The organism is Pseudomonas sp. F01002 (assembly GCF_004402115.1).
Classification (GTDB): Bacteria; Pseudomonadota; Gammaproteobacteria; order Pseudomonadales; family Pseudomonadaceae; genus Aquipseudomonas; species Aquipseudomonas frigoris.
In genome coordinates, this window is record NZ_SOPU01000015.1 from 397,742 (window position 1) to 416,432 (window position 18,691).

Below are 18,691 nucleotides of genomic sequence, written 5' to 3' on the forward strand. Positions count from 1 at the left end.
TTATGTCTAGATATGTAGTGGCAAATCAATGGGGCGGTAGTTCGGCACCCTGGCATCCGGGCGGAGACTGGACGCTAGGCGCGCGGGACAACCAGAACGTTGTCGCGATCGAGATCAAATCGGGCGATGGCGGGAAGAGTTTCACCGGCACCATGACGTATGCGGGTGAAGGTCCCATTGGCTTCAAGGCTCATCGCACGGGCCAGAACCAGTACAACGTTGAAAATCAGTGGGGCGGCAACGATGCCCCTTGGCATCCGGGTGGCAAATGGGTCATCGGAGGTCGGGATAATCAGAACGTTGTGGCGTTGAGCGTGACCTCCAGTGATGGAGGGAAAAACCTCAGTGGCACCAATACCTACGCCAACGAAGGGCCGATCGGCTTCCGTGGACAGATAGAGTAACGGCAACACCGAGTGGCATCCGCCCCTTCGAAGACGTTCGAAAGGGCGGATCTGTGGTTAATGCCAGTCAATTAAGAATTTGAATACCACAACCCAATGTGGGAGCAAGCTCGCTCCCACAGGTTCTGTGCCTTAGCTGAAGTGATCAGGCTTTTGCCAGGCCCATGCCCTGGCCCATCTGCACCGGCGAACCGGCCGCCAGCTCTTCAGCCCACTTCACTTGATCAGGTCCGAACAGCACGACAGCGGTCGAGCCCAGTTTGAACCGACCCAGTTCTGCACCTTTCTCCAAATGGATCGGCGCGCGGGCAGCTTCGTCGTAGCGGAAGGTTTTCAGCTCGCGTTTCGGCGGCGTGACCAATCCAGCCCAAACGGTTTCGATCGACGCAACGATCATTGCCCCCACCAACACCACGGCCATCGGCCCGCGCTCGGTGTCGAAAATGCACGCCACACGCTCATTGCGGGCGAACAATTCCGGAACGTTTTCAGCGGTGGTCTGGTTGACCGAGAAGATCCGGCCCGGGATATAGACCATCTCGCGCAGGGTGCCGGCCAGCGGCATGTGCACGCGGTGGTAGTCCTTCGGCGACAGATAAATCGTCGCGAAATCACCGCCCATGAACGGCGCTGCGTTGGCCGCGTCGCCGCCCAGCAATTCCAGCACGCTGAAGCTATGACCCTTGGCCTGGAACACACGACCGTGTTCGATCGGGCCAAGTTGGCTGACCGCGCCGTCGGCCGGGCTGAGAATCGCGCCTGGCGTTTCGTCCAGCGGGCGAGCGCCGTCCTTCAAGGCGCGAGTGAAGAACGCATTGAAGTGCTCGTAGGCCGTCAGGTCTTCGACCAGCGCCTGCGACATGTCCACCTGATAACGCTTGGCGAACCAGGCGGTGAAGGCGTTCTTGAACCAGCGCACGCGGCATTCGGCAATGCAGCCGGCCAGTCGCGACAGCAGGTGATGGGGCAGCAGGTATTGGCTGAGGATAAACAAACGCTTATTCATTAACTGTCCTTAAAAACCTTAAATCTCTACGGGGGTGTCGGGATGGTTGCCCCATTCGCCCCAGGAACCGGCGTAGCCTTTGACCCGCGGATAACCGAGGGATTTGGCCACCAGATAGGTGAAGCCAGAACGATGGTGAGTCTGGCAGTGGGTAATCACTTCTTTGTCTTTGCTGATCCCGAGCTTCTCCAGGATCTGCGGCATGTCGGTGCGGATACGCAGGTTGCGCGCCTGATCCATGCCCGCGGTCCATTCGAAATTGACCGCGCCGGGAATGTGCCCGGCCTTGGCCGCCAGGACTTTCTCGCCGGAGTACTCCAGCGGCCCGCGTGCGTCCCAGATCGCAAGGTCGGCGGCACCGAGACGGCTTTGCAGGTACTCGCGGGTGGCGGTGGGTTCGTCGTGCAAGGTCAACGCAACCGGGCCGCCGACCGCTGCCGGGATCTGGATCGACATGGGCAAGCCTTCTGCCAGCCAGGCCTTCAGGCCGCCGTCGACATAGTGGTACTTGCTGTGGCCGATGACATCCAGCAGCCAGATAAAGCGCCCGGCCCAACCGCCGCCTTCGTCGTCATAGACCACGTAGACCGCATCAGGGTTGTGTCCCAGCTCACCGAACAACGCTTCGAGCGCCGCTTGCGGCGGCATCAGTCCCGGCGCAGGCGCGTGACCGAGTTGCGTGCGTTTCGGATCGACAAAACGCGCACCGGGGATATGCCCTTCGGCATAGCGGGCGCTGCTGGTCAGGTCCACCAGAATCAGATCGCGGGCGTCGAGACGAGGGAGCAAGTCGCTCGGCTCGATGACCAGCGGCAAGCCAGAGAAGTCAGACATGTGAGGTCTCCAGAACACAAAGGGGAGGATTGTATAGCAGCGTCATTGGCCGCGGTGACTAAAGCTGTGCAGTGCCTTTTCGATGCACTGCGCGGTTTTTCCGAAGGCTTGCACGGTGATTTCAGAGAACGGCCCGCCGCCCTGATCCGCCACCACAAGCATGATCACGCGACCATTATTGACCAGTGAGCGCAACAGCAGGTGTTCGCCGCCGAACTGTGAGCGCAGGCTGGCCGGTAACAGGGCGGAAAATTGTGCGTTGTTGGCCGGCGTCAGGCGTACCTGGGCCTGTTGCGAGAGCAGGCGTTGCAGCACGGTGCTCTGGCTGACGACGAAGTTCAGACCGGCCACTTCTTTTGGCAGCCCGGCCGTCTGGTGCACTCGCAGATTGTCATGGGTGCGGTCGGCCATCAGGATCATCACCCGACGCATGCCGCACGCGACCAACGCGTCCCGGGCAGACGTGGTCAAGTGCATCGCATTGGTGAAGCGGCTGGGCTCGACCAGCAACTCGGCACACTGTCTGCGCCATTTCGCCAGGTCTTCGGCAGTCGGTGCCGGGGCTGGCAGCAATCCGGCGTGAACGCGGTTCATACCCCACGGCCAGATCAGTGAAACGGCTGGGTGCCAAAGGTCTGGCATGGCGTGATGGCGGGCGCTGTTGGCGGCCTGTTGGTGCAACTGCTGCTGCACTTCGTCCATCGGCATTTGCAGGTAAAGGCTGGTCAGGTACTGCCAGCGCTCACTGTGTGGACTGTCCCAGGCCTGTTGCGCCGACAGCGCCAGACCGTTGGCCAGCAGCACCGTATTGGCCGGTTGATTGAGCCAGCGGCGCAGGGTCGGATCGTCATCGAGGCGGTTCTGCTGGCGTAATGGATGATCGCTGTCGCGCGCGATGCGCAGCACTTTCACCAGCTCACGTTGCTCGTTGAGCAGCAGCCGATAACCCTGCTGCACCCAGATCGGCAGGCGCCAGATGTCCACGAGCGCCAGGCAGATATCCAGCAGGCGAGCGCCGAACAATTGCTTTTCAACTTTGCGCGCTGACTCGCCTTTGTGCATGACCCGCAGCTCCCACTCCTCGAGCAACTGTGGATGAGTCAACGCCATCGGCCAGAGCGGCGAGAGAAACAGCAGGCTGCCCCAGTGGATGTCTTGCCACAGCCGCGCCAGGCGACTGGCGAAAAAACCGTTGGCCTGTTGGGTCGCATGCTGGCTGATCAGCTGCAGCTGACGCAGGGCGATCGGGATCTCCGATTGCGGCTGGGCAGGCAACCGGGTGAGCAGTTCTTCGGTGCGCTTCAAACCGAGGCGATTGATCGCCACCTCAAGGTTTTCCGCAGGCTCGGTCATGCTGCCATGGGTGTGGCGATTGGCTTCGCGAATCACGCTCAGGGCCAGCGCGGGGCTGTCCTGTATCAGTTCGGCGATATCGCGCAGGGAGCTGCGACTGTTGGCGATGGCCTTGCAGACACGGTCATGACTGGCTTGCGGAACCGGCAGGCGCACGCCATCGAGAAGCTTGACCCAGCCTTCGAGAGTGGTTGGTTTTGGAGTTGAAGCGTTCGTTTCGTTAGCCATGGTTGGACGCGATCATCGTCTGCATTACCTATGCCCGGAGCGGGCCAAATTGGCTTTTCGCCTGAACTGGCTATAGTCTGGCGCAGTTTTGCCGATAAGTAGAAGAAGAGATTTTTTAACTTCCGAATATGACCTTGAACCCGACTCAGTAAGTGCTCTCCTACCTATGGCTAAATTAATCGGCATCATCGTCGTATTCGCGAGCGTGCTCGGCGGATACGTGCTCTCCCACGGCAAAATTGCCGCCCTGATTCAGCCCTTCGAGGTGATGATTATTGGTGGTGCGGCCCTTGGTGCATTCCTGCAGGCCAACCCCGGTTACATGACCATGCACGTGCTCAAGAAATCCTTGGGCATGTTCAGTTCGCGTTTCAACCACACGTTCTATCTGGAAGTGCTGGGTCTGATCTACGAGATCCTCAACAAGAGCCGCCGCGAAGGCATGATGGCCATCGAAGGCGACATCGAAGATGCCTCCGCGAGCCCGATCTTCGCCAAATACCCTGCGGTATTAAAAGACGAACGCATGACCGCGTTCATCTGCGATTACCTGCGGATTATGTCCTCCGGCAACATGGCTCCCCATGAGCTTGAGGGCCTGTTCGACATGGAACTCTACAGCCTCAAGGAAGACCTCGAGCATCCATCCCACGCGGTGAACGGTATTGCCGACGCCATGCCTGGTTTCGGTATCGTCGCGGCGGTACTCGGTATCGTGGTGACCATGGCTTCCCTGGGTGAAGGCGACCAGAAATCCATCGGCCTGCACGTGGGTGCGGCCCTGGTCGGTACCTTCTTCGGTATTCTCGCGGCGTACGGTTTCTTCGGTCCGCTGGCCCACTCCCTGGCCCACGATGCCAAGGAAGAACTCAACGTCTACGAAGCCATCAAGGCCTCGCTGGTGGCTTCCGCTTCCGGTATGCCGCCATCGCTGGCGGTAGAGTTCGGTCGTAAAGTTCTGTACCCGGCGCACCGTCCTAGCTTCGCTGAGCTGGAACAAGCGGTTCGCGGTCGCTAAGTCATGGAAAATAACCAGCCGATAATCATCAAGCGCGTCAAGCGCATCGCCGGCGGGCATCACGGGGGCGCCTGGAAAATCGCCTTCGCGGACTTCGCGACGGCGATGATGGCGTTCTTCCTGGTGCTGTGGCTGCTGTCCACCGCAACGCCTGAACAGAAGATCGCCATCGCCGGTTACTTCAAGGACCCGGTCGGCTTTTCCGAAAGCGGCACGCCGTACATCATCGACCTGGGCGGCACACCGACCCTGGCGCCGGAGAACACCCTCAACCCCGAGGTGAAATCTCAGCCGCAGCCGGACAAGGTGACCATCGACGCCGAGCAGGTTGAAGGCATGGCCGAGCAGGTCGAGAAGGAGCGCCTGGAACTGTTGCTGCAAGAACTGCAGACCAAGGTCGAAGAGAACCCGCAGCTGAAGAAATTCAAAGACCAGATCAGTTTCGAAATCACGCCTGACGGTTTGCGCATCCAGATCGTGGACGCCGAAAACCGACCGATGTTCGACTCCGGCAGTGCCCGTCTGAAGCCGTACTTCGAAGACATCCTGCTGGCCATGGCCGACACCATTAAAGCGGTGCCGAACAAGATCAGTATCAGCGGCCACACCGATGCCAAGCCGTACACGGGCACCGGTGACTTTGGTAACTGGGAGCTTTCGGCCAACCGTGCCAACGCTGCCCGTCGTGCGCTGGTCGCGGGTAGCTATCCGGATGCACAGGTGGCGCGCGTCGTCGGTTATGCCTCGTCGGCGTTGTTCGATCGCGAGCACCCGTTCAATCCGGTCAATCGCCGTATCGACATTATTGTGCTGACCAAGAAAGCCCAGCGTGCCATCGAAGGTTCGCAAGGTGCGGAACCGGCTCCAGAACCAGCGCCGTCGCAAGGGCAGGGCGGCCCGGGCGAAGTGCCTGCCACACCAGCCGATCCGAATGCGTTGCCGGCGGATAAAGAGCCGTTGCCGGCGCATGAGCTTCGCGAGCGGTTGAATCTGTTTGATAATCCGGCACCGAAACCGGGTGAGCCGCCCAAGCAGTGACCCATGAAAAAGCCGACAGTGATGTCGGCTTTTTTGTGCCTGTCGTTTGTGCGTCGGGAGATTGCCTGCGGTTCATTGAGCGCCGATCCCCCGTTGGGAAACGTCCTTCGTGGGTTGGGGACCGTTCCTACATCTATCCGATAATCCCCTTGGTAGGGTGCTCGCCAATTTCGCGTGCACAGACCATGGACGGTTTGGACATCGCGCTTCATCTCCTCTTTGCTTAAGGATAAGCGTATGTTCGGATCGGCCAATACGGCGCACTTCGCGCTGCACATTCCCACTGTTCGTAACGATTTCAAAGTCCTCGCCTTTGACGGTGTTGAGGCCATCAGTGCTTTGTATGCGATCCAGGTTGAACTGGTCAGCGAAAATCCTGATTTCGATCTGGAGAGTCTGCTCAGCCAACCTGCATTCCTCCAGTTCGGTCTTAACGGCGAAGGCCTTCATGGCCATATCGAAGAGGTGTTCGTCGGTGAACCCGGTAAACGCCTGACCCGTTATCACCTGACCCTTGTACCGACGCTGCACTACTTGCAGTTCAGCTACGACCAACGGATTTTCCAGAACCTGACGGTGCCGCAAATTATTGCTCAGGTGCTCAAAGGTCACGGCATTCAGGCCGATGCGTTTGCGTTCCATGTCAGCACCAGCCCCGAGCGCGAATACTGCACGCAATATGGGGAAAGCGATTTCGAGCTAGTCCAGCGCCTGTGCGCCGAGGACGGCATCGCCTGGCATCACCAGCATTCGCCAGACGGTCATCTGCTGGTGTTCACCGACGATCAGACCTGGTTCCCCAAACTGGGTGAAACCCCTTATCAACAAGACTCCGGCATGGTGGCGGAGCACCCGGTGGTCAGCCAGTTTTCCATGCGTTTCCGCACCCGGGCCAGCACGGTCACGCGCCGGGACTATGACCTGAAACGGCCGAGCCTGTTGCTGGAAAGTCGCTTCACCGCCGAGTTCAGCCCTGAGCTGGAAGACTATCGTTACCCGGTGTTCATCGAGAACGAAAAACGCGGCAAACAGCTCGTTCGTCAGGCGCTGGAGCGGCACCGCACCGATTACCAGTTGGCCGAGGGCCACAGCGATCAGCCGTGTCTGCGCAGTGGTCACTTGTTTGAACTGACTGAACACCCGCGTAAAACCTGCAACGATTTGTGGCTGTTGCTCTGTGTGTCGCATGTTGGGAAGCAGCCGCAATCACTTGAAGAGGCCATTACCAGCGACGTCAAACCTGAAGACGGCTTTACCCAAGGCTATCGCAACAGTTTCCGCGCCATTCCCTGGGACGTGTTCTACCGCCCGCCGTTGCGCCCGCGCAAAACCATGCTGGTCAGCCAGACCGCCCGCGTCACCGGGCCGGTCGGCGAAGAGATTTATTGCGACGAGTTTGGTCGTGTAAAGGTTGAGCTGCCGTGGGATCGGGCTGAACTCAACAGCGAAAAAAGCAGTTGCTGGCTGCGGGTTTCCTCCAGTTGGGCGGGAGAAAACTTTGGTGCGGTGACCATCCCGCGCATTGGCATGGAAGTGGTGGTGGCCTACCTCGAAGGCGATCCCGACCAACCGTTGATCACCGGGTGTGTGGTCAACAAAGTCAACTCCGCAGCGCATTCCTTACCTGAGAACAAAACCAAAACCGTGCTGCGTAGCCACAGCTCCCCGCACACCGGTGGTTACAACGAGCTGTCGCTTGAAGACTGTGCCGGGCAGGAACAAATCTACCTGCGCGCCCAACGCGACCTCGAACAACTGATCCTCAACGACAGCGACACCAAGATCGGTAACGACCGCCGCGAACAGATTACCCGCGACAGCCACAGCCTGATCAGCAACGACCGTTTCGAACAGGTGGACAACCACAGCGCCAGCCTGATCAAGGGCGACGAGTTGCACACCACCCACGGCGTGCGCAACACGGTGATCGGCGGCAACGAGCTGATTTCCATCACCGGCAACAGCAGCACCACGGCAGGCGGCACGCTGGTGATCCAAGCCGGTTCGCAGGCCCACGTCACCGCTGCCAACGTGGTGGTCGATGCGGGGATGAGCCTGACGCTCAAGGCGGGCGGTCACCACATCGTGATCAACTCGGGCGGGATTTTCAGCAGCGTCGCCATTGTCGAGGGTGGTTCGCCGGTCGCGGGCCTGCCCGGGCAGGCGGCAGTGTCAGTAGTTCCCCAAGCTGCCGAGGCAGTGGTTATCGACACCCTCCCCATGGAAGCACTGCTCAAACAGAACATCGTCTTTCGTGAGGCCGATTCCGGCATTTGCCCGATATGCGATGCCGCCCCGGAACATCAGTTAACAGAGAGGGCTGAAGCATGACCCCGATCACCCCGAGCAAAGGCCTGCTCCTGCTTGACGGTTCCCAGTATGAGGACGCTATCGATTGGCTTCACGAGCACTACGGCGCAGACGCTCCTCAATCGCTTTTCAAGGGAACCGCCTACGAGCGGATTGGCGCAGCGGGGCCATTTCTGCTCAATGCCTCACTGGGTAGCGCAGCCTACGCCGCATGGTGGGGTGGCTCTGACTTGCAACACGGTGTTTGGCTGGCTTCTCCACAGAGTGCCCAACAATGGCTACCGATCCTGCAACGTCGGTTGCGCATATTTGATGAATACCAGCGAGAGCTATGGCTGCGTCTGGCGGATGGCTCGGTGCTGCTACGCGGCTGTTTGGCCGGAGCGCAATGGCCCGCAGGCTTTTGGTTTGGTGTGGAAAGCGTCTGGCTACGCCATGGCAACGAGCCAGTGTGCGCTTGGGAAAACGAAGCGCCGGAATTCGACTCAGCACCGGCCAATAAAGGTCTGGCCGCGCAAATTACCTTGCCTGAGCCGCTTCTGCATGCGCTGAGCCTTCCCGCCAACCCGGAGAAAAAACCATGAGTGCCCAGAATAAAATCCGCGTTGGAACCTGCCCGCTGTTCGCTGCCGTTTTGCCCCTGCGATACGCCCTCGGCCCAACCGTCGCTGTCGATAGCGATGCCTACGACTTGCCAGCGTTGAGCGGCTCGTTTCCCGAGTTGGGGCCTCGTCATCCTGACTTGACCGGGCACGCGCTCAATTACACCTCGCGTTTGTTGCGCGACGGTTGGCTCTACGTCTGGGAGAGCAGCCCACCCAAGTTGGTGGAGTATCAGGTCGAAAAAGCTCAGCTCACCCAAACCCCGCGTGCGGGCAGGGTGATCGACACCCGGGTCAAACCGCATCTGGTGTTAAGAGCTGGCGACCCTGCCGGATTGGTCTGGTCGCCCGTTCGCTGGAGTGAGGCGCAGTACCAGGCCGCCAGAAAAGACCCCGCGGTGCGTCAGCGCATCATGCGCAGTTTTGTGCCGGGTGTTGCGCCGTTCAGTGGCAAGGTCGACACCGTCACCAAGCAGATTGGCGAATACACCGATGCGACGAGCTATGGCTGGAGCGCTCAGCCCGAAACGGAATACGCGCCCGACTGGCTGAAACTGCAGCGTCAGATGAAGGCTTGCGAGCAACAAACATTCGCGGTCATTGATGACGCCTGGGGCGTGCTGCTCGACCTTGCCGCGCTGATGCGCGTCCGGAAAGAAGCATTCGACAGTTACCAGGAACATCACGCCGAAACGTGGGCGATGGCCAGTGTCATCAAGTCACTGAGTGAAGGCGACCGCCAACTGAAGGCACAGTTGCCGTCCATCACCCGCTATGACGAACTCCAGCGGGCGTGGAAAGATCAAGAAACCCAGAACGACCGGTATACCGCCGACACGCGGCGTCTGGCCCAACTCTGGGTGGCGTGGTTCAACACCTTGCAAGTGACCGGTCCGTCGAGCATGGACACCGCTTGCGGCCATTTCGACATCACTCAGTCGATGGCGCGCGAGGCACTGGAATTGCATTTCGCGGCGGCTTGCCTAGGACCTGCCAGTACCAGCGTCGGGGCCGAGGCCATTACCCTCAGTCTTGAAGGTGATAAGGCCGGTAAGCCATGGTTGCTTTGGGCATTGCTTGGGTTGCCGTCACGGCTGGGTGTTGGCGAAATCAAATACCTTGTGGACTTCAGTGATGTGGCACGCGATAACCAGGCTGCTGTTCAAGAAGGCGCCAGCAAACTTGCCAGAGCCTTTGGTTATGCAGATGCGTTGAACAAAACCGCCGACAAACTGAAGCAACACAAGCCGGCATCGAGCGTTGAGGCCCTATTTTTGTCCATCGCCCCGGTGGCTGGGTTGCAATTGCATCAGGGTGAAAGGGCCACCGGCACAGCCGGGTATTTGTACATGGCGGCGGCGCTGGCACGCAGCGATCAGCGCATCCAGACCTCGGGCGTCACATCGCGTCAGTTAGGCGAGTGGTATAGCGATCTAATGGGGACGCGGCCTGCGGTGCCTGCTCAATTAAATGTCGCACCACTGGCCAACGGAGTGGCTGATGGTATTCCGTTCATGCATTTGGTCCCTGCCAGCACCAAGCTGCCACCATTACCGGCGAATCTGGCGGCGGGGGTTGAGCTGAGTGGTGTGTTTGATTTGAAAGGCGCGCTGAGTAAAGCGCCGATCAAATCGATTGTGACGTTGGTGGCGGGGGTGAATTTTGTTTGGGCGACGGGGCAGTTGGTGGGTAGCGGTACAGTCAAAAATAGATTTGCAGCAGCAGGAGCTTTGATCGGCATCGGCGCTGCAGGTGCCGCAGTCATTCAGAGAGTCGCGGAGGTTGACTGGGCTTCGGCTGTTCGTCAAAGCGGTAGTACCTCTATTTCATCTCGGCTACTTTTGGTTAAAGCGTTGGGGCGCGCCGCCAATGCTGCTCTGGCACAAGGTGCTTTCCTTGCTTTCGACGTCGTGCTCTACGGGCTAGACGCCTTTGAGGCCTACAAAACGGGCGACTTCGACACCATGGCCGCGAACTTTGCCGTGGCCGGCGCTTCGCTGGCCAGCATCAAGATTCAGGTCCAGGCCTTCCGGGCACTACGAGTTGCCCGAGCTGCCGTGATAGCCGGGGATGCGGCGAGTATTGCCAGAGGACTCAGCGTAGTGCCACACCTGGGGATCAAGCTACTGGGCCTCGCAGTTCTGATTGTGGGCGGGGTCATCGCCCGTCTTTATACCGCGGACTCGCCACTGGAAAAATGGGTGAAAAACAGCCGCTTTGGTATCCGTCCGGACGACACTTGGTCCCACAGCTATAGCCTGTCCATGGATGAACTGTACCCCGTCCTGTTTCCATCAGTTTTGATGCCTTTCGACTGACAGAAATGAATCCCTATCAAGGACAAGTCACCTCCACGTATCTGATGTTGAAACTGCCGGGAGAAAATGTGCCGCTGACCGACGCCATGATTCACTTCAAGGGCATTGAGGTTTGGGGCGATACCCTCGGTTACCACCCCGACCAGATCAAAAGGGTCGAATGGACAGGCAAAGACTTTGCCCGACATAGTGGCAGTCGTATTCCTGTATCAGCAGGCACCACCCCTTACCGCCGTGTGTACCATGAGGATGGCGTGCGAGACCTGAGACGTATCGAGGGCGAGTTGATCTACTCCCCACAAGAAGGACTGACGCTGCCAGCAGTAAAAATCACGGAACGAGCATGGATATGAATACGCCAGAACACCCTCGCTACAGCGCTATACCCAGGGTGATGCTTGAAGCGGACAAACCGACGGGTGAACAACCGATGGAATTGTTCATTACCGACGAGCACACCGAGCACTACTTGGCGTTGGAGGCAGGCGGAGATTCAGACCGGGGGCTGTTAACAGGGCTTTTTGGGTGGGTTGCGCTCGGAATGCTATGTATAGAAGCGTTGCTGATTCTCAAGGGAAAATGGGATGGTGTCCCCATAGGCTTGATTATGGTGGCTACTTTTTTTTTAGTACCGTTTCTGTGGGAAACCCTTCGTCCTTTACCTCTACCCATTCTGTTTAACCGCCGCACTCGCGAAGTGTACTTCGATCATGACGGCGATCTTTACCATGCCCCGTGGGATGGCATTTCAGCTGTAGCCAATGAGTTTCAGTTCGTCGGCACTCAAATCGGTGGCATGCAAAACGCTTCACTGGAAATTCGTATGTGGAAATTTGAAGAGCCGGGAACGGCGCTGATGGTCAGCCTCGGTCCGCCCTTTGGCAAATCGCTGGCGATGCAAAAAGGCTTTTGGGAGTACATCCGTTCCTATATGAACAATGGTCCTTATTTCGACGAGCACGGTAATCACAGTGAGTCGGATGCATTCGTAAAAAGCCAGCTGGCCGTGCGCCCCAAAATGAGCGACAGCTTCAAACAAACACTGGCGCAGTTAAAACAGGCGAAAAAGGAGTCGGGTGGCAAGAATTACCTAGGTGCCAGCGATGTCGCAAAACTGATATTCGAACCAATGCTCTATCCCCAGGATCGAATCCAGGAATTCACCTACAGCCTCGCCAAACGCCGCTCCCGCAACCTGTGGCCAAAGATTGTCACTGACCGCCTTCAAGCCAATGGCCCTATCACTCGGCTTGTCGATCTGGAACACGAGCAGGGTTATGGCGTATCGAAAGAAGGTTGATCTATCCCCCGCGAGCGGTAAAAAATCGAAGAAAGAGGCATTTCCGAGAAAGGTGTAGGACGGCTCCGAGACGTATAAACCGGGTTTTTCTTCGCTTAAGGCTCACCTATAGTTTGTCCGTCGCCGACGAATCGGTGACGGACCTTAGCCGGTCGTTTGAGAGGAATGCACGAGCGCCCGTATAATCGCGGCGCTATTTGCTGCCTGACATATCTGTCTATGGTGGCTGTGCGTGGGACACCTTCGGGTGTGCCGGGTTCCTCTGACCGGTCGGCTAACCCACGTACAGCTGCCACTCCATTCGATTAGCCGCGAAAAGGGTGGGAGTTTCATCTTTCAGAAGGAATTCATACCATGTCCAGATACCACCCGCTCCAAGGCAACTTCAGCGTCGGCCCGACGCTGTACATCGACACCGAAGCCCGCGCTTCCGATCTTCTTGAAACCGCCACACACCGCATAAAAGCCGCCCGTAATCTTCTCAACAGCGTCGTGTGTCTGTGTATAAAAGACGCCGAAGGTCACGACCTGGAGCATTTCGCCAATGCAGCCCACGTGTTGATCCAGGACGGTTGTGACGCCTTGGATGCCTTAGGCTGGAAGCTGGAAAAAGTCGTACTCTGAAGAACAGAAAGCCGCGAGATGATCGCGGCTTTTTTGTGCCTGTCAGTAACCGCGGAGAATGCGGTTCTTGAGCTGGTCATGGAACAGATCGGCATCACGCTTGTAGGTGCCGCGAATGGATTCGCTGAAGGACTCCATTCCTAACGAGCGCTCCGACATGGCCTCTTTGCGATAGGCATCGATAAAAAAATCGAGATCGGTGTCACCACTCAGCTTCGGCCATTTATCGAGGTACAGCGGCAGCGCGCTAGGACCGATCTTGTAAGAGCAGATCCTGCGATCACTGATGGTTGCTTCGCCGATTTCAAACGGCACCCACCAGGACATGGCCGTCTCCTGCGAGACCACCGCCAGCAAGTGTGTGCATTCGGTAATGTTGCGGGTGATGACGGTGGTAATGTCGTCGGTTTGCTGGGATTCGGTGTCTAGCACATCAAGGTAGGTTTTAATGTTCGCCTGCTTCAGGCGCGCATTGATGGCCATCGCCTGGACGCGGTCGGTGTGGCGGTAACTGATAAATACAGGCATTAGAAATGTCCCTTGATTGCGAGTTCGCGGTAATAGGCGCCGAGGGCGGTAAGGCGGCAACCGGTTGAGTTCAGGGCGGCGTAATACATGTGCTCGGCGTCCACCGGTTCGATCAGGCTGTGGCGATTGCATTTTTGCAATTGGGCGAAGACTTCGCCGTGCTCCGGGTCGAACGCGGCTTCCGTAGGTTCGTAGCTGGGGTCCAGCGCAAAGACATGGCTGGGTTCCGGGAACCAGTCCTTGAGTTTGCGCAGGGTCTCTTCGGCGATCAGGGGCGTGACTTCGCGCAAGGGGACAAATTGCGAGACGTTGGTCTTGAACACTGGCCGTTGTTCCCACGCGCCCAACGCATTGTCGACGAATGAATACACGCTGCCGGGAGTGACCTTGCCCAGTACGTTGGCGGCCCCACCGTGCAGCGCTTGCAGCAACAGGTCGGTAAACACGCCGTGGCCGCGACCTTCGAGCGCAACCTGATCTTTTTTGCAGGCGGTGAGAATGGTCATGCCTTCGCCGATGACGCTGCTGCCGCCGCGTAACCCGCGCATCGCGGCAGCTGCGCCAGCCTGGCAGCAGTCGAGGATGATGATTTTGTTCTTGATGTGGGGGGCGTTGTCCGCCCAACTCAATATGTCGCTGATGCGAATACCATCGCCACCCGGTGCAAAGTCCTGAGGGATCAGCAGCCCCTCGTCGATGCTGGTATCGAACTGGCCGTGGCCGGCGAAATACAGCAGCGCCACATCACAATCGCCGGAAAACAGGCTTTGGATGTGCTGCTTCATGGTCGACAGCGAAAGGTCATCTTCGGCTGAGGTCAGCACCTTGCTGCTGAAGTTCGGCCGCCCGTTGGCGTGACGCTCCAGCACCGAGGCCATGGCCATCGCGTCGTTATTGCATCCGCTCAATGGGGAGACGTGTGCGTAATGGTTGATCCCGATGAACAATCCCTTGCGCATGGTTCAACCCGCCGCGTGAGTGCGAATGGCACTGATGATGCTGTTGGTGTTCCAGGCGCATTCGGCATGTGCCGCCCGGCGTACTACGGTAGAAATGCGCTCAGCACCAAATGGCTTGACCGCAATGATCACCTTGCCCATACGCCTGGCGATCTCGATTTCCTTGTTGATCCACTTGCTGTAGGTCGAATACATCCCCGCCATGATCAGCACTGCCGAGCAGGGCCGAATCTTGTTTTCGATGGCTTCTTCAAGTTGTTTGTCTGTTTTCGCGCCGATGATCGGGTTGTCCGGCGGGACCGAAAAATTTTTGAACGTGAAGCCGGGCTTCGCGTTGAGCAGGCGCACGAGGTTGTCGTGGGCGTGGGGGTAATTCCACGAGTGGCTGATGAAAAAATGATAGGTTTGCATGGGTGTCCCTCGGTATCGCCGGAGTGCGAAGAGGGCTCGAATGTATGCACCTGAGTGGCCGCGACAAGGCCTGCGCGGTGAAAGAGACAGCTCCTACAAACTGGCGTGCGGGAGCCTTACAGAGAGGTCTGACGTTTAATCGGCAGGGGGATTTGTAGGATGCAACAAGCGTCCCATCGCCCCGTCAGTGTGGGGGCGATGGGTGCGACTGTTTAGTAGGTTGTTTCCGGCAAGCTGGCGATGATCGAGCGGTAGCTGTTCATCCGTTGCTGCTGCACGCGACCCTCTTCCAGGGCCTTGAGCAGGGCGCAACCCGGTTCGCGGTCGTGTTTGCAGTCGCGGAAGCGGCAGGTGCCGATCAGGTCGTTGAACTCGATGAAGCCGGCTTCGACGTCGGCACGGCTGACGTGGCCCAGGCCGAATTCGCGGATACCCGGGGAGTCGATCAACTCGCCGCCACCGGGGAAGTGGAACAACCGCGCGGTCGTGGTGGTGTGGGTGCCCTGGCCGGACAGCTCGGACAGCGGGCCGACACGGGCTTCGACTTCCGGCAACAGGCTGTTGACCAACGAGGATTTGCCGACGCCAGACTGGCCGACGAAGACGCTGATGCGTCCGTCCAGCTGCTTCTGCAGTTGCTCCATGCCATTGCCGTGGTGCGCCGAGACTTCCAGCACCGGATAACCCAGCGTGCGGTAGACCGCCAGCAAGGCATTCAACGCAGGGGCGTTCTGCTCGTCGATCAGGTCGAACTTGTTGAGCAACAGCAACGGACGAATCCCTGCGTGCTCAGCGGCGACCAGGTAGCGGTCGATCAAGTTGGCGTGAGGCTCGGGCAGCGGCGCGAAGACGATGACGATCATGTCGACGTTGGCCGCGACAGGCTTGAGCTGGCCACGGCTGTCCGGGCGGCAGAGTTCGGTTTTGCGCGGCAGTTGCGCCACGATCACGCCGATGCCCTGGTTGCCGGCACGCCAGACCACCTGATCGCCGGTCACCAGCGCCGGCAGGTTGGCGCGCAAGTGACAGCGGAACACCTGGCCGGCCAAATCGCCATCGAGGGCTTCGACTTCGACCTGCACACCGAAGTGCGCGATCACCAGGCCGGTCTGTTCCGGACCCAGGTCGCCACCCTCAAGTGCCTCGACAGCCGAGGACTCGCGTTTGGCGGCGCGGGCAGCGCGTTCGCCCTGAATCTTTTCGATGCGCCAGTTTTGACGACGATTGAGTTGGCGTTTGGCCATGGGTGTTCCGTATCAAGAATGCAGCGATTAGGTAAAACGGCCGCGAGTTTAGCACGCCCTGCCGCCGCCCTAGGCTAAACTGCGCAGCATTGCCTAGGAGCCGACACATGCAAAACCCGCAGAATCTGATCTGGATCGACCTGGAAATGACCGGTCTGAACCCTGATACCGACGTCATCATCGAAATGGCCACCATCGTCACCGACAGTGACCTGAACACCTTGGCCGAAGGTCCGGTGATCGCCATCCATCACAGCGACGAAATTCTCGCCGGCATGGATGAGTGGAACACCCGTCAACACGGCGGCTCGGGCCTGACCCAGCGCGTTCGCGACAGCCGCATCAGCATGGCCGAAGCTGAAGCCGAAACCATCGCTTTCCTGGAGAAATGGGTGCCGAAGGGCAAGTCGCCGATCTGCGGCAACAGCATCTGCCAGGATCGTCGCTTCCTTTATACCCACATGAAATCCCTGGAAAGCTTCTTCCACTACCGCAACCTCGACGTCTCGACTCTGAAAGAGTTGGCCGCACGCTGGGCGCCGGACGTGCGCGACAGCTTCAAAAAGGGCAGCACTCACCTGGCCCTGGATGACATCCGCGAATCGATCGCCGAGCTGCAGCATTACCGCAAGCATTTCATCAAGTTCTGATTGCGGACTACGTCCCCTGTGTAGGAGCTGCACTTGCCCTCTTTTGGGGCCTCAGTGAAGTGAGTAGACTGCGCGCCTTCCTGCAAGGACCGCCGCCATGTTGCTGATGCTTTACCTGATCGCCATTACCGCCGAAGCCATGACCGGTGCCCTGTCTGCCGGTCGTCGCGGGATGGATTGGTTTGGCGTGGTGCTGATTGCCTGCGTCACGGCTTTGGGTGGGGGTTCGGTGCGAGACGTGCTGCTCGGTCACTACCCACTGACATGGGTCAAACACCCGGAATACCTGGTGCTAACTTCGGTGGCGGCGATGTTCACGGTCTTCGCTGCACGCTGGATGCGCCACCTGCGCTCGCTGTTTCTGGTGCTCGACGCCGTGGGCCTGGTGGCGTTCACCCTGATCGGCTGCATGACCGCGCTGGAAATGGGCCACGGCATGCTCGTAGCATCCGTCAGCGGTGTAATCACCGGGGTTTTCGGCGGCATCCTGCGCGACATCTTCTGCAACGACATCCCGCTGATCTTCCGCCGCGAACTCTACGCCAGCGTCTCGTTCGCTGCGGCGTGGTGCTACATGCTCTGCATCTATCTGCAACTGCCCGGCGAACAGGCGATTCTGATCACCTTGTTTGGTGGCTTCCTGCTGCGGTTACTGGCAATCCGTTTTCACTGGGAAATGCCGAAATTCGTTTATAACGACGAAGCCTGACACCACGCGGTCCCCGTAGGAGCTGCCGAAGGCTGCGATCTTTTGACTTTGATTTTTTAAGATCAAAAGATCGCAGTCTGCGGCAGCTCCTACACAAGTCCGTGTTGCTTCAACGCCCACTCGACATGCTCACGCACAAGCTCTGACGGATAGTCCCGCCGCGCCTTCAACGCTTCCAACACCGGAATGCTCGACGGCGCATTGCCCAAACCCACCGCCAAATTACGCAGCCAACGCTCGTAACCCGCTCGGCGTAACGGCGAACCTTCGGTGCTGCTAAGGAACTTGTCCTCGTCCCACATGAACAGTTCGGCCAACTCTGCGTTGTCCAGATTGTGCCGTGGCTTGAAGTCGCTTTCCCCGGACGGACGGGCGAAGCGGTTCCACGGGCAGACGATCTGACAATCATCGCAACCGAACACCCGATTGCCGATCAGTGGCCGCAAATCTTCCGGGATCGCGCTTTTCAGTTCGATTGTCAGGTAGGAGATGCAGCGTCGGGCGTCGAGTACATAAGGGCCGACGAAGGCGTTGGTCGGGCAGATGTCGAGGCACGCCGTGCAGCGGCCGCAATGTTCGGTGCTGTGTGGCGGGTCAACCGGCAGCGGCAGGTCGACGAACAGTTCGCTGAGAAAGAAATAACTGCCGGCCTTGCGATTCAAGACCAGGGTGTTTTTGCCGATCCATCCAAGACCGGCCTGTTCCGCGATGGCTTTTTCCAGCACCGGCGCGCTGTCGACGAAGGCGCGGAAACCAAACGGGCCGATCTCAGCCTGAATTTTATCGGCCAGTTGTTGCACGCGTTTACGGATCAATTTGTGGTAATCGCGGCCCAAGGCATAGCGCGAGACGTAGGCTTTTTCCGGTTGTGCCAGACGTTTGGCCATTTCGGTGTCGCCCGGCAGGTAGTCCATGCGTAGGGAAACGACCCGAAGCGTGCCGGGCACCAGCTCTTCCGGGTGTGAGCGTTTGCTGCCGTGGGCGCCCATGTAGTCCATTTCGCCGTGGTAGCCGGCCGCGAGCCAGCGCTCCAGGTGCTGCTCATGCTCGGCCAGGTCGAGGCCGCTGATGCCAACTTGCTGAAAGCCCAGCTCGCGGCCCCAATCCTTGATGGATTGGGCGAGGGCGGGCAGGTCTGTGGTAATTGCGGGCATG

General features: G+C 58.8%; 19 protein-coding genes. 11 read left to right on the forward strand and 8 right to left on the reverse strand.

Features of this window, described 5'->3' with window-relative positions:
* The first annotated feature begins 2 nt into the window (after window positions 1–2).
* The gene (locus tag E3W21_RS11365) at window positions 3–404 is read left to right on the forward strand and encodes a lectin OAA (protein ID WP_134419801.1); all 402 of its coding nucleotides are present in this window, start codon (window positions 3–5) and stop codon (window positions 402–404) included.
* 145 nt (window positions 405–549) lie between these two features.
* Here the strand turns inward: E3W21_RS11365 and asd are convergent, their stop codons facing one another.
* From asd to E3W21_RS11380, 3 genes are read right to left on the reverse strand one after another with little or no spacing between them, the layout of a single operon-like run.
* Window positions 550–1,410: an archaetidylserine decarboxylase gene (asd, locus tag E3W21_RS11370; RefSeq protein ID WP_046045706.1), complete on the reverse strand. Its 861-nt coding sequence runs from the start codon at window positions 1,408–1,410 to the stop codon at window positions 550–552.
* 18 nt (window positions 1,411–1,428) lie between these two features.
* Entirely contained in the window at window positions 1,429–2,244 is an 816-nt protein-coding gene (locus E3W21_RS11375; RefSeq protein ID WP_134419803.1) for a rhodanese-like domain-containing protein, read from the reverse strand.
* Window positions 2,245–2,286: 42 nt separating this feature from the next.
* Window positions 2,287–3,825 carry an HDOD domain-containing protein gene (locus E3W21_RS11380; protein ID WP_134419805.1) on the reverse strand — a complete coding sequence of 513 codons (1,539 nt, stop codon included), beginning with the start codon at window positions 3,823–3,825 and terminating at the stop codon, window positions 2,287–2,289.
* Window positions 3,826–3,991: 166 nt separating this feature from the next.
* Here E3W21_RS11380 and motA point away from each other — a divergent pair, with 166 nt between their 5' ends.
* The 8 genes from motA to E3W21_RS11415 all read left to right on the forward strand — a co-directional run bounded on the left by motA (window position 3,992) and on the right by E3W21_RS11415 (window position 13,035).
* Window positions 3,992–4,843, forward strand: a complete 852-nt coding sequence (motA, locus tag E3W21_RS11385) for a flagellar motor stator protein MotA (RefSeq protein WP_129439002.1) — start codon at window positions 3,992–3,994, stop codon at window positions 4,841–4,843.
* A gap of 3 nt (window positions 4,844–4,846) precedes the next feature.
* Window positions 4,847–5,881: a flagellar motor protein MotB gene (gene motB / locus E3W21_RS11390; RefSeq protein WP_134419807.1), complete on the forward strand. Its 1,035-nt coding sequence runs from the start codon at window positions 4,847–4,849 to the stop codon at window positions 5,879–5,881.
* A 237-nt stretch (window positions 5,882–6,118) separates the two neighbouring features.
* A complete protein-coding gene (locus E3W21_RS11395) occupies window positions 6,119–8,212 on the forward strand; it encodes a type VI secretion system tip protein VgrG (RefSeq protein WP_134419809.1) in 2,094 nt (697 codons plus the stop codon).
* Complete coding sequence (locus tag E3W21_RS11400; protein ID WP_134419811.1) at window positions 8,209–8,775, forward strand: DUF4123 domain-containing protein; 567 nt, start codon at window positions 8,209–8,211, stop codon at window positions 8,773–8,775. The genes E3W21_RS11395 and E3W21_RS11400 overlap by 4 nt, the downstream gene beginning before the upstream one ends.
* Window positions 8,772–11,111 (forward strand): toxin VasX, encoded by a 2,340-nt coding sequence (locus E3W21_RS11405; protein WP_371927070.1) that lies wholly within the window; start codon window positions 8,772–8,774, stop codon window positions 11,109–11,111. The genes E3W21_RS11400 and E3W21_RS11405 overlap by 4 nt, the downstream gene beginning before the upstream one ends.
* Window positions 11,112–11,116: 5 nt before the next feature.
* Complete coding sequence (locus E3W21_RS31750) at window positions 11,117–11,464, forward strand: hypothetical protein (protein WP_256661548.1); 348 nt, start codon at window positions 11,117–11,119, stop codon at window positions 11,462–11,464.
* Window positions 11,455–12,411 carry a hypothetical protein gene (locus tag E3W21_RS11410; RefSeq protein WP_134419813.1) on the forward strand — a complete coding sequence of 319 codons (957 nt, stop codon included), beginning with the start codon at window positions 11,455–11,457 and terminating at the stop codon, window positions 12,409–12,411. Before E3W21_RS31750 ends, E3W21_RS11410 begins: the two co-directional genes overlap by 10 nt.
* Window positions 12,412–12,765: 354 nt before the next feature.
* Window positions 12,766–13,035, forward strand: coding sequence for a hypothetical protein (locus E3W21_RS11415; protein WP_134419815.1), 270 nt, complete (start codon window positions 12,766–12,768; stop codon window positions 13,033–13,035).
* Window positions 13,036–13,077: 42 nt separating this feature from the next.
* Here E3W21_RS11415 and E3W21_RS11420 read toward each other — a convergent pair whose 3' ends face one another.
* The 4 genes from E3W21_RS11420 to rsgA all read right to left on the reverse strand — a co-directional run bounded on the left by E3W21_RS11420 (window position 13,078) and on the right by rsgA (window position 16,177).
* Window positions 13,078–13,563, reverse strand: a complete 486-nt coding sequence (locus tag E3W21_RS11420; protein ID WP_134419817.1) for a toll/interleukin-1 receptor domain-containing protein — start codon at window positions 13,561–13,563, stop codon at window positions 13,078–13,080.
* Window positions 13,563–14,522, reverse strand: coding sequence for a caspase family protein (locus tag E3W21_RS11425; RefSeq protein ID WP_134419819.1), 960 nt, complete (start codon window positions 14,520–14,522; stop codon window positions 13,563–13,565). The genes E3W21_RS11420 and E3W21_RS11425 overlap by 1 nt, the downstream gene beginning before the upstream one ends.
* A gap of 3 nt (window positions 14,523–14,525) precedes the next feature.
* The gene (locus E3W21_RS11430) at window positions 14,526–14,933 is read right to left on the reverse strand and encodes a TIR domain-containing protein (RefSeq protein ID WP_134419821.1); all 408 of its coding nucleotides are present in this window, start codon (window positions 14,931–14,933) and stop codon (window positions 14,526–14,528) included.
* Window positions 14,934–15,145: 212 nt separating this feature from the next.
* Window positions 15,146–16,177, reverse strand: coding sequence for a small ribosomal subunit biogenesis GTPase RsgA (gene rsgA / locus E3W21_RS11435; RefSeq protein WP_134419823.1), 1,032 nt, complete (start codon window positions 16,175–16,177; stop codon window positions 15,146–15,148).
* Between the two features lie 107 nt (window positions 16,178–16,284).
* Between rsgA and orn the strand changes: the two genes are divergently transcribed.
* On the forward strand, window positions 16,285–16,827 hold the full coding sequence (gene orn / locus E3W21_RS11440; RefSeq protein ID WP_008035288.1) for an oligoribonuclease: 543 nt from the start codon (window positions 16,285–16,287) through the stop codon (window positions 16,825–16,827).
* Between the two features lie 97 nt (window positions 16,828–16,924).
* Window positions 16,925–17,536, forward strand: a complete 612-nt coding sequence (locus E3W21_RS11445; RefSeq protein ID WP_008153267.1) for a trimeric intracellular cation channel family protein — start codon at window positions 16,925–16,927, stop codon at window positions 17,534–17,536.
* Between the two features lie 89 nt (window positions 17,537–17,625).
* Here E3W21_RS11445 and queG read toward each other — a convergent pair whose 3' ends face one another.
* Window positions 17,626–18,690 (reverse strand): tRNA epoxyqueuosine(34) reductase QueG, encoded by a 1,065-nt coding sequence (gene queG, locus E3W21_RS11450; protein ID WP_134419825.1) that lies wholly within the window; start codon window positions 18,688–18,690, stop codon window positions 17,626–17,628.
* Between the last annotated feature and the right edge of the window lies 1 nt (window position 18,691).

Excerpts from the sequence above, each read along its gene's own strand:
- E3W21_RS11420 (WP_134419817.1), bottom strand. The coding sequence starts at position 13,563 with ATGCCTGTATTTATCAGTTACCGCCACACCGACCGCGTCCAGGCGATG.
- rsgA (WP_134419823.1), bottom strand. The coding sequence starts at position 16,177 with ATGGCCAAACGCCAACTCAATCGTCGTCAAAACTGGCGCATCGAAAAG.
- E3W21_RS11405 (WP_371927070.1), top strand. The coding sequence starts at position 8,772 with ATGAGTGCCCAGAATAAAATCCGCGTTGGAACCTGCCCGCTGTTCGCT.
- E3W21_RS11375 (WP_134419803.1), bottom strand. The coding sequence starts at position 2,244 with ATGTCTGACTTCTCTGGCTTGCCGCTGGTCATCGAGCCGAGCGACTTG.
- E3W21_RS11430 (WP_134419821.1), bottom strand. The coding sequence starts at position 14,933 with ATGCAAACCTATCATTTTTTCATCAGCCACTCGTGGAATTACCCCCAC.
- E3W21_RS31750 (WP_256661548.1), top strand. The coding sequence starts at position 11,117 with ATGAATCCCTATCAAGGACAAGTCACCTCCACGTATCTGATGTTGAAA.
- queG (WP_134419825.1), bottom strand. The coding sequence starts at position 18,690 with ATGCCCGCAATTACCACAGACCTGCCCGCCCTCGCCCAATCCATCAAG.
- E3W21_RS11400 (WP_134419811.1), top strand. The coding sequence starts at position 8,209 with ATGACCCCGATCACCCCGAGCAAAGGCCTGCTCCTGCTTGACGGTTCC.
- E3W21_RS11415 (WP_134419815.1), top strand. The coding sequence starts at position 12,766 with ATGTCCAGATACCACCCGCTCCAAGGCAACTTCAGCGTCGGCCCGACG.
- motB (WP_134419807.1), top strand. The coding sequence starts at position 4,847 with ATGGAAAATAACCAGCCGATAATCATCAAGCGCGTCAAGCGCATCGCC.
- motA (WP_129439002.1), top strand. The coding sequence starts at position 3,992 with ATGGCTAAATTAATCGGCATCATCGTCGTATTCGCGAGCGTGCTCGGC.
- asd (WP_046045706.1), bottom strand. The coding sequence starts at position 1,410 with ATGAATAAGCGTTTGTTTATCCTCAGCCAATACCTGCTGCCCCATCAC.
- orn (WP_008035288.1), top strand. The coding sequence starts at position 16,285 with ATGCAAAACCCGCAGAATCTGATCTGGATCGACCTGGAAATGACCGGT.
- E3W21_RS11365 (WP_134419801.1), top strand. The coding sequence starts at position 3 with ATGTCTAGATATGTAGTGGCAAATCAATGGGGCGGTAGTTCGGCACCC.
- E3W21_RS11425 (WP_134419819.1), bottom strand. The coding sequence starts at position 14,522 with ATGCGCAAGGGATTGTTCATCGGGATCAACCATTACGCACACGTCTCC.
- E3W21_RS11380 (WP_134419805.1), bottom strand. The coding sequence starts at position 3,825 with ATGGCTAACGAAACGAACGCTTCAACTCCAAAACCAACCACTCTCGAA.
- E3W21_RS11395 (WP_134419809.1), top strand. The coding sequence starts at position 6,119 with ATGTTCGGATCGGCCAATACGGCGCACTTCGCGCTGCACATTCCCACT.
- E3W21_RS11445 (WP_008153267.1), top strand. The coding sequence starts at position 16,925 with ATGTTGCTGATGCTTTACCTGATCGCCATTACCGCCGAAGCCATGACC.
- E3W21_RS11410 (WP_134419813.1), top strand. The coding sequence starts at position 11,455 with ATGGATATGAATACGCCAGAACACCCTCGCTACAGCGCTATACCCAGG.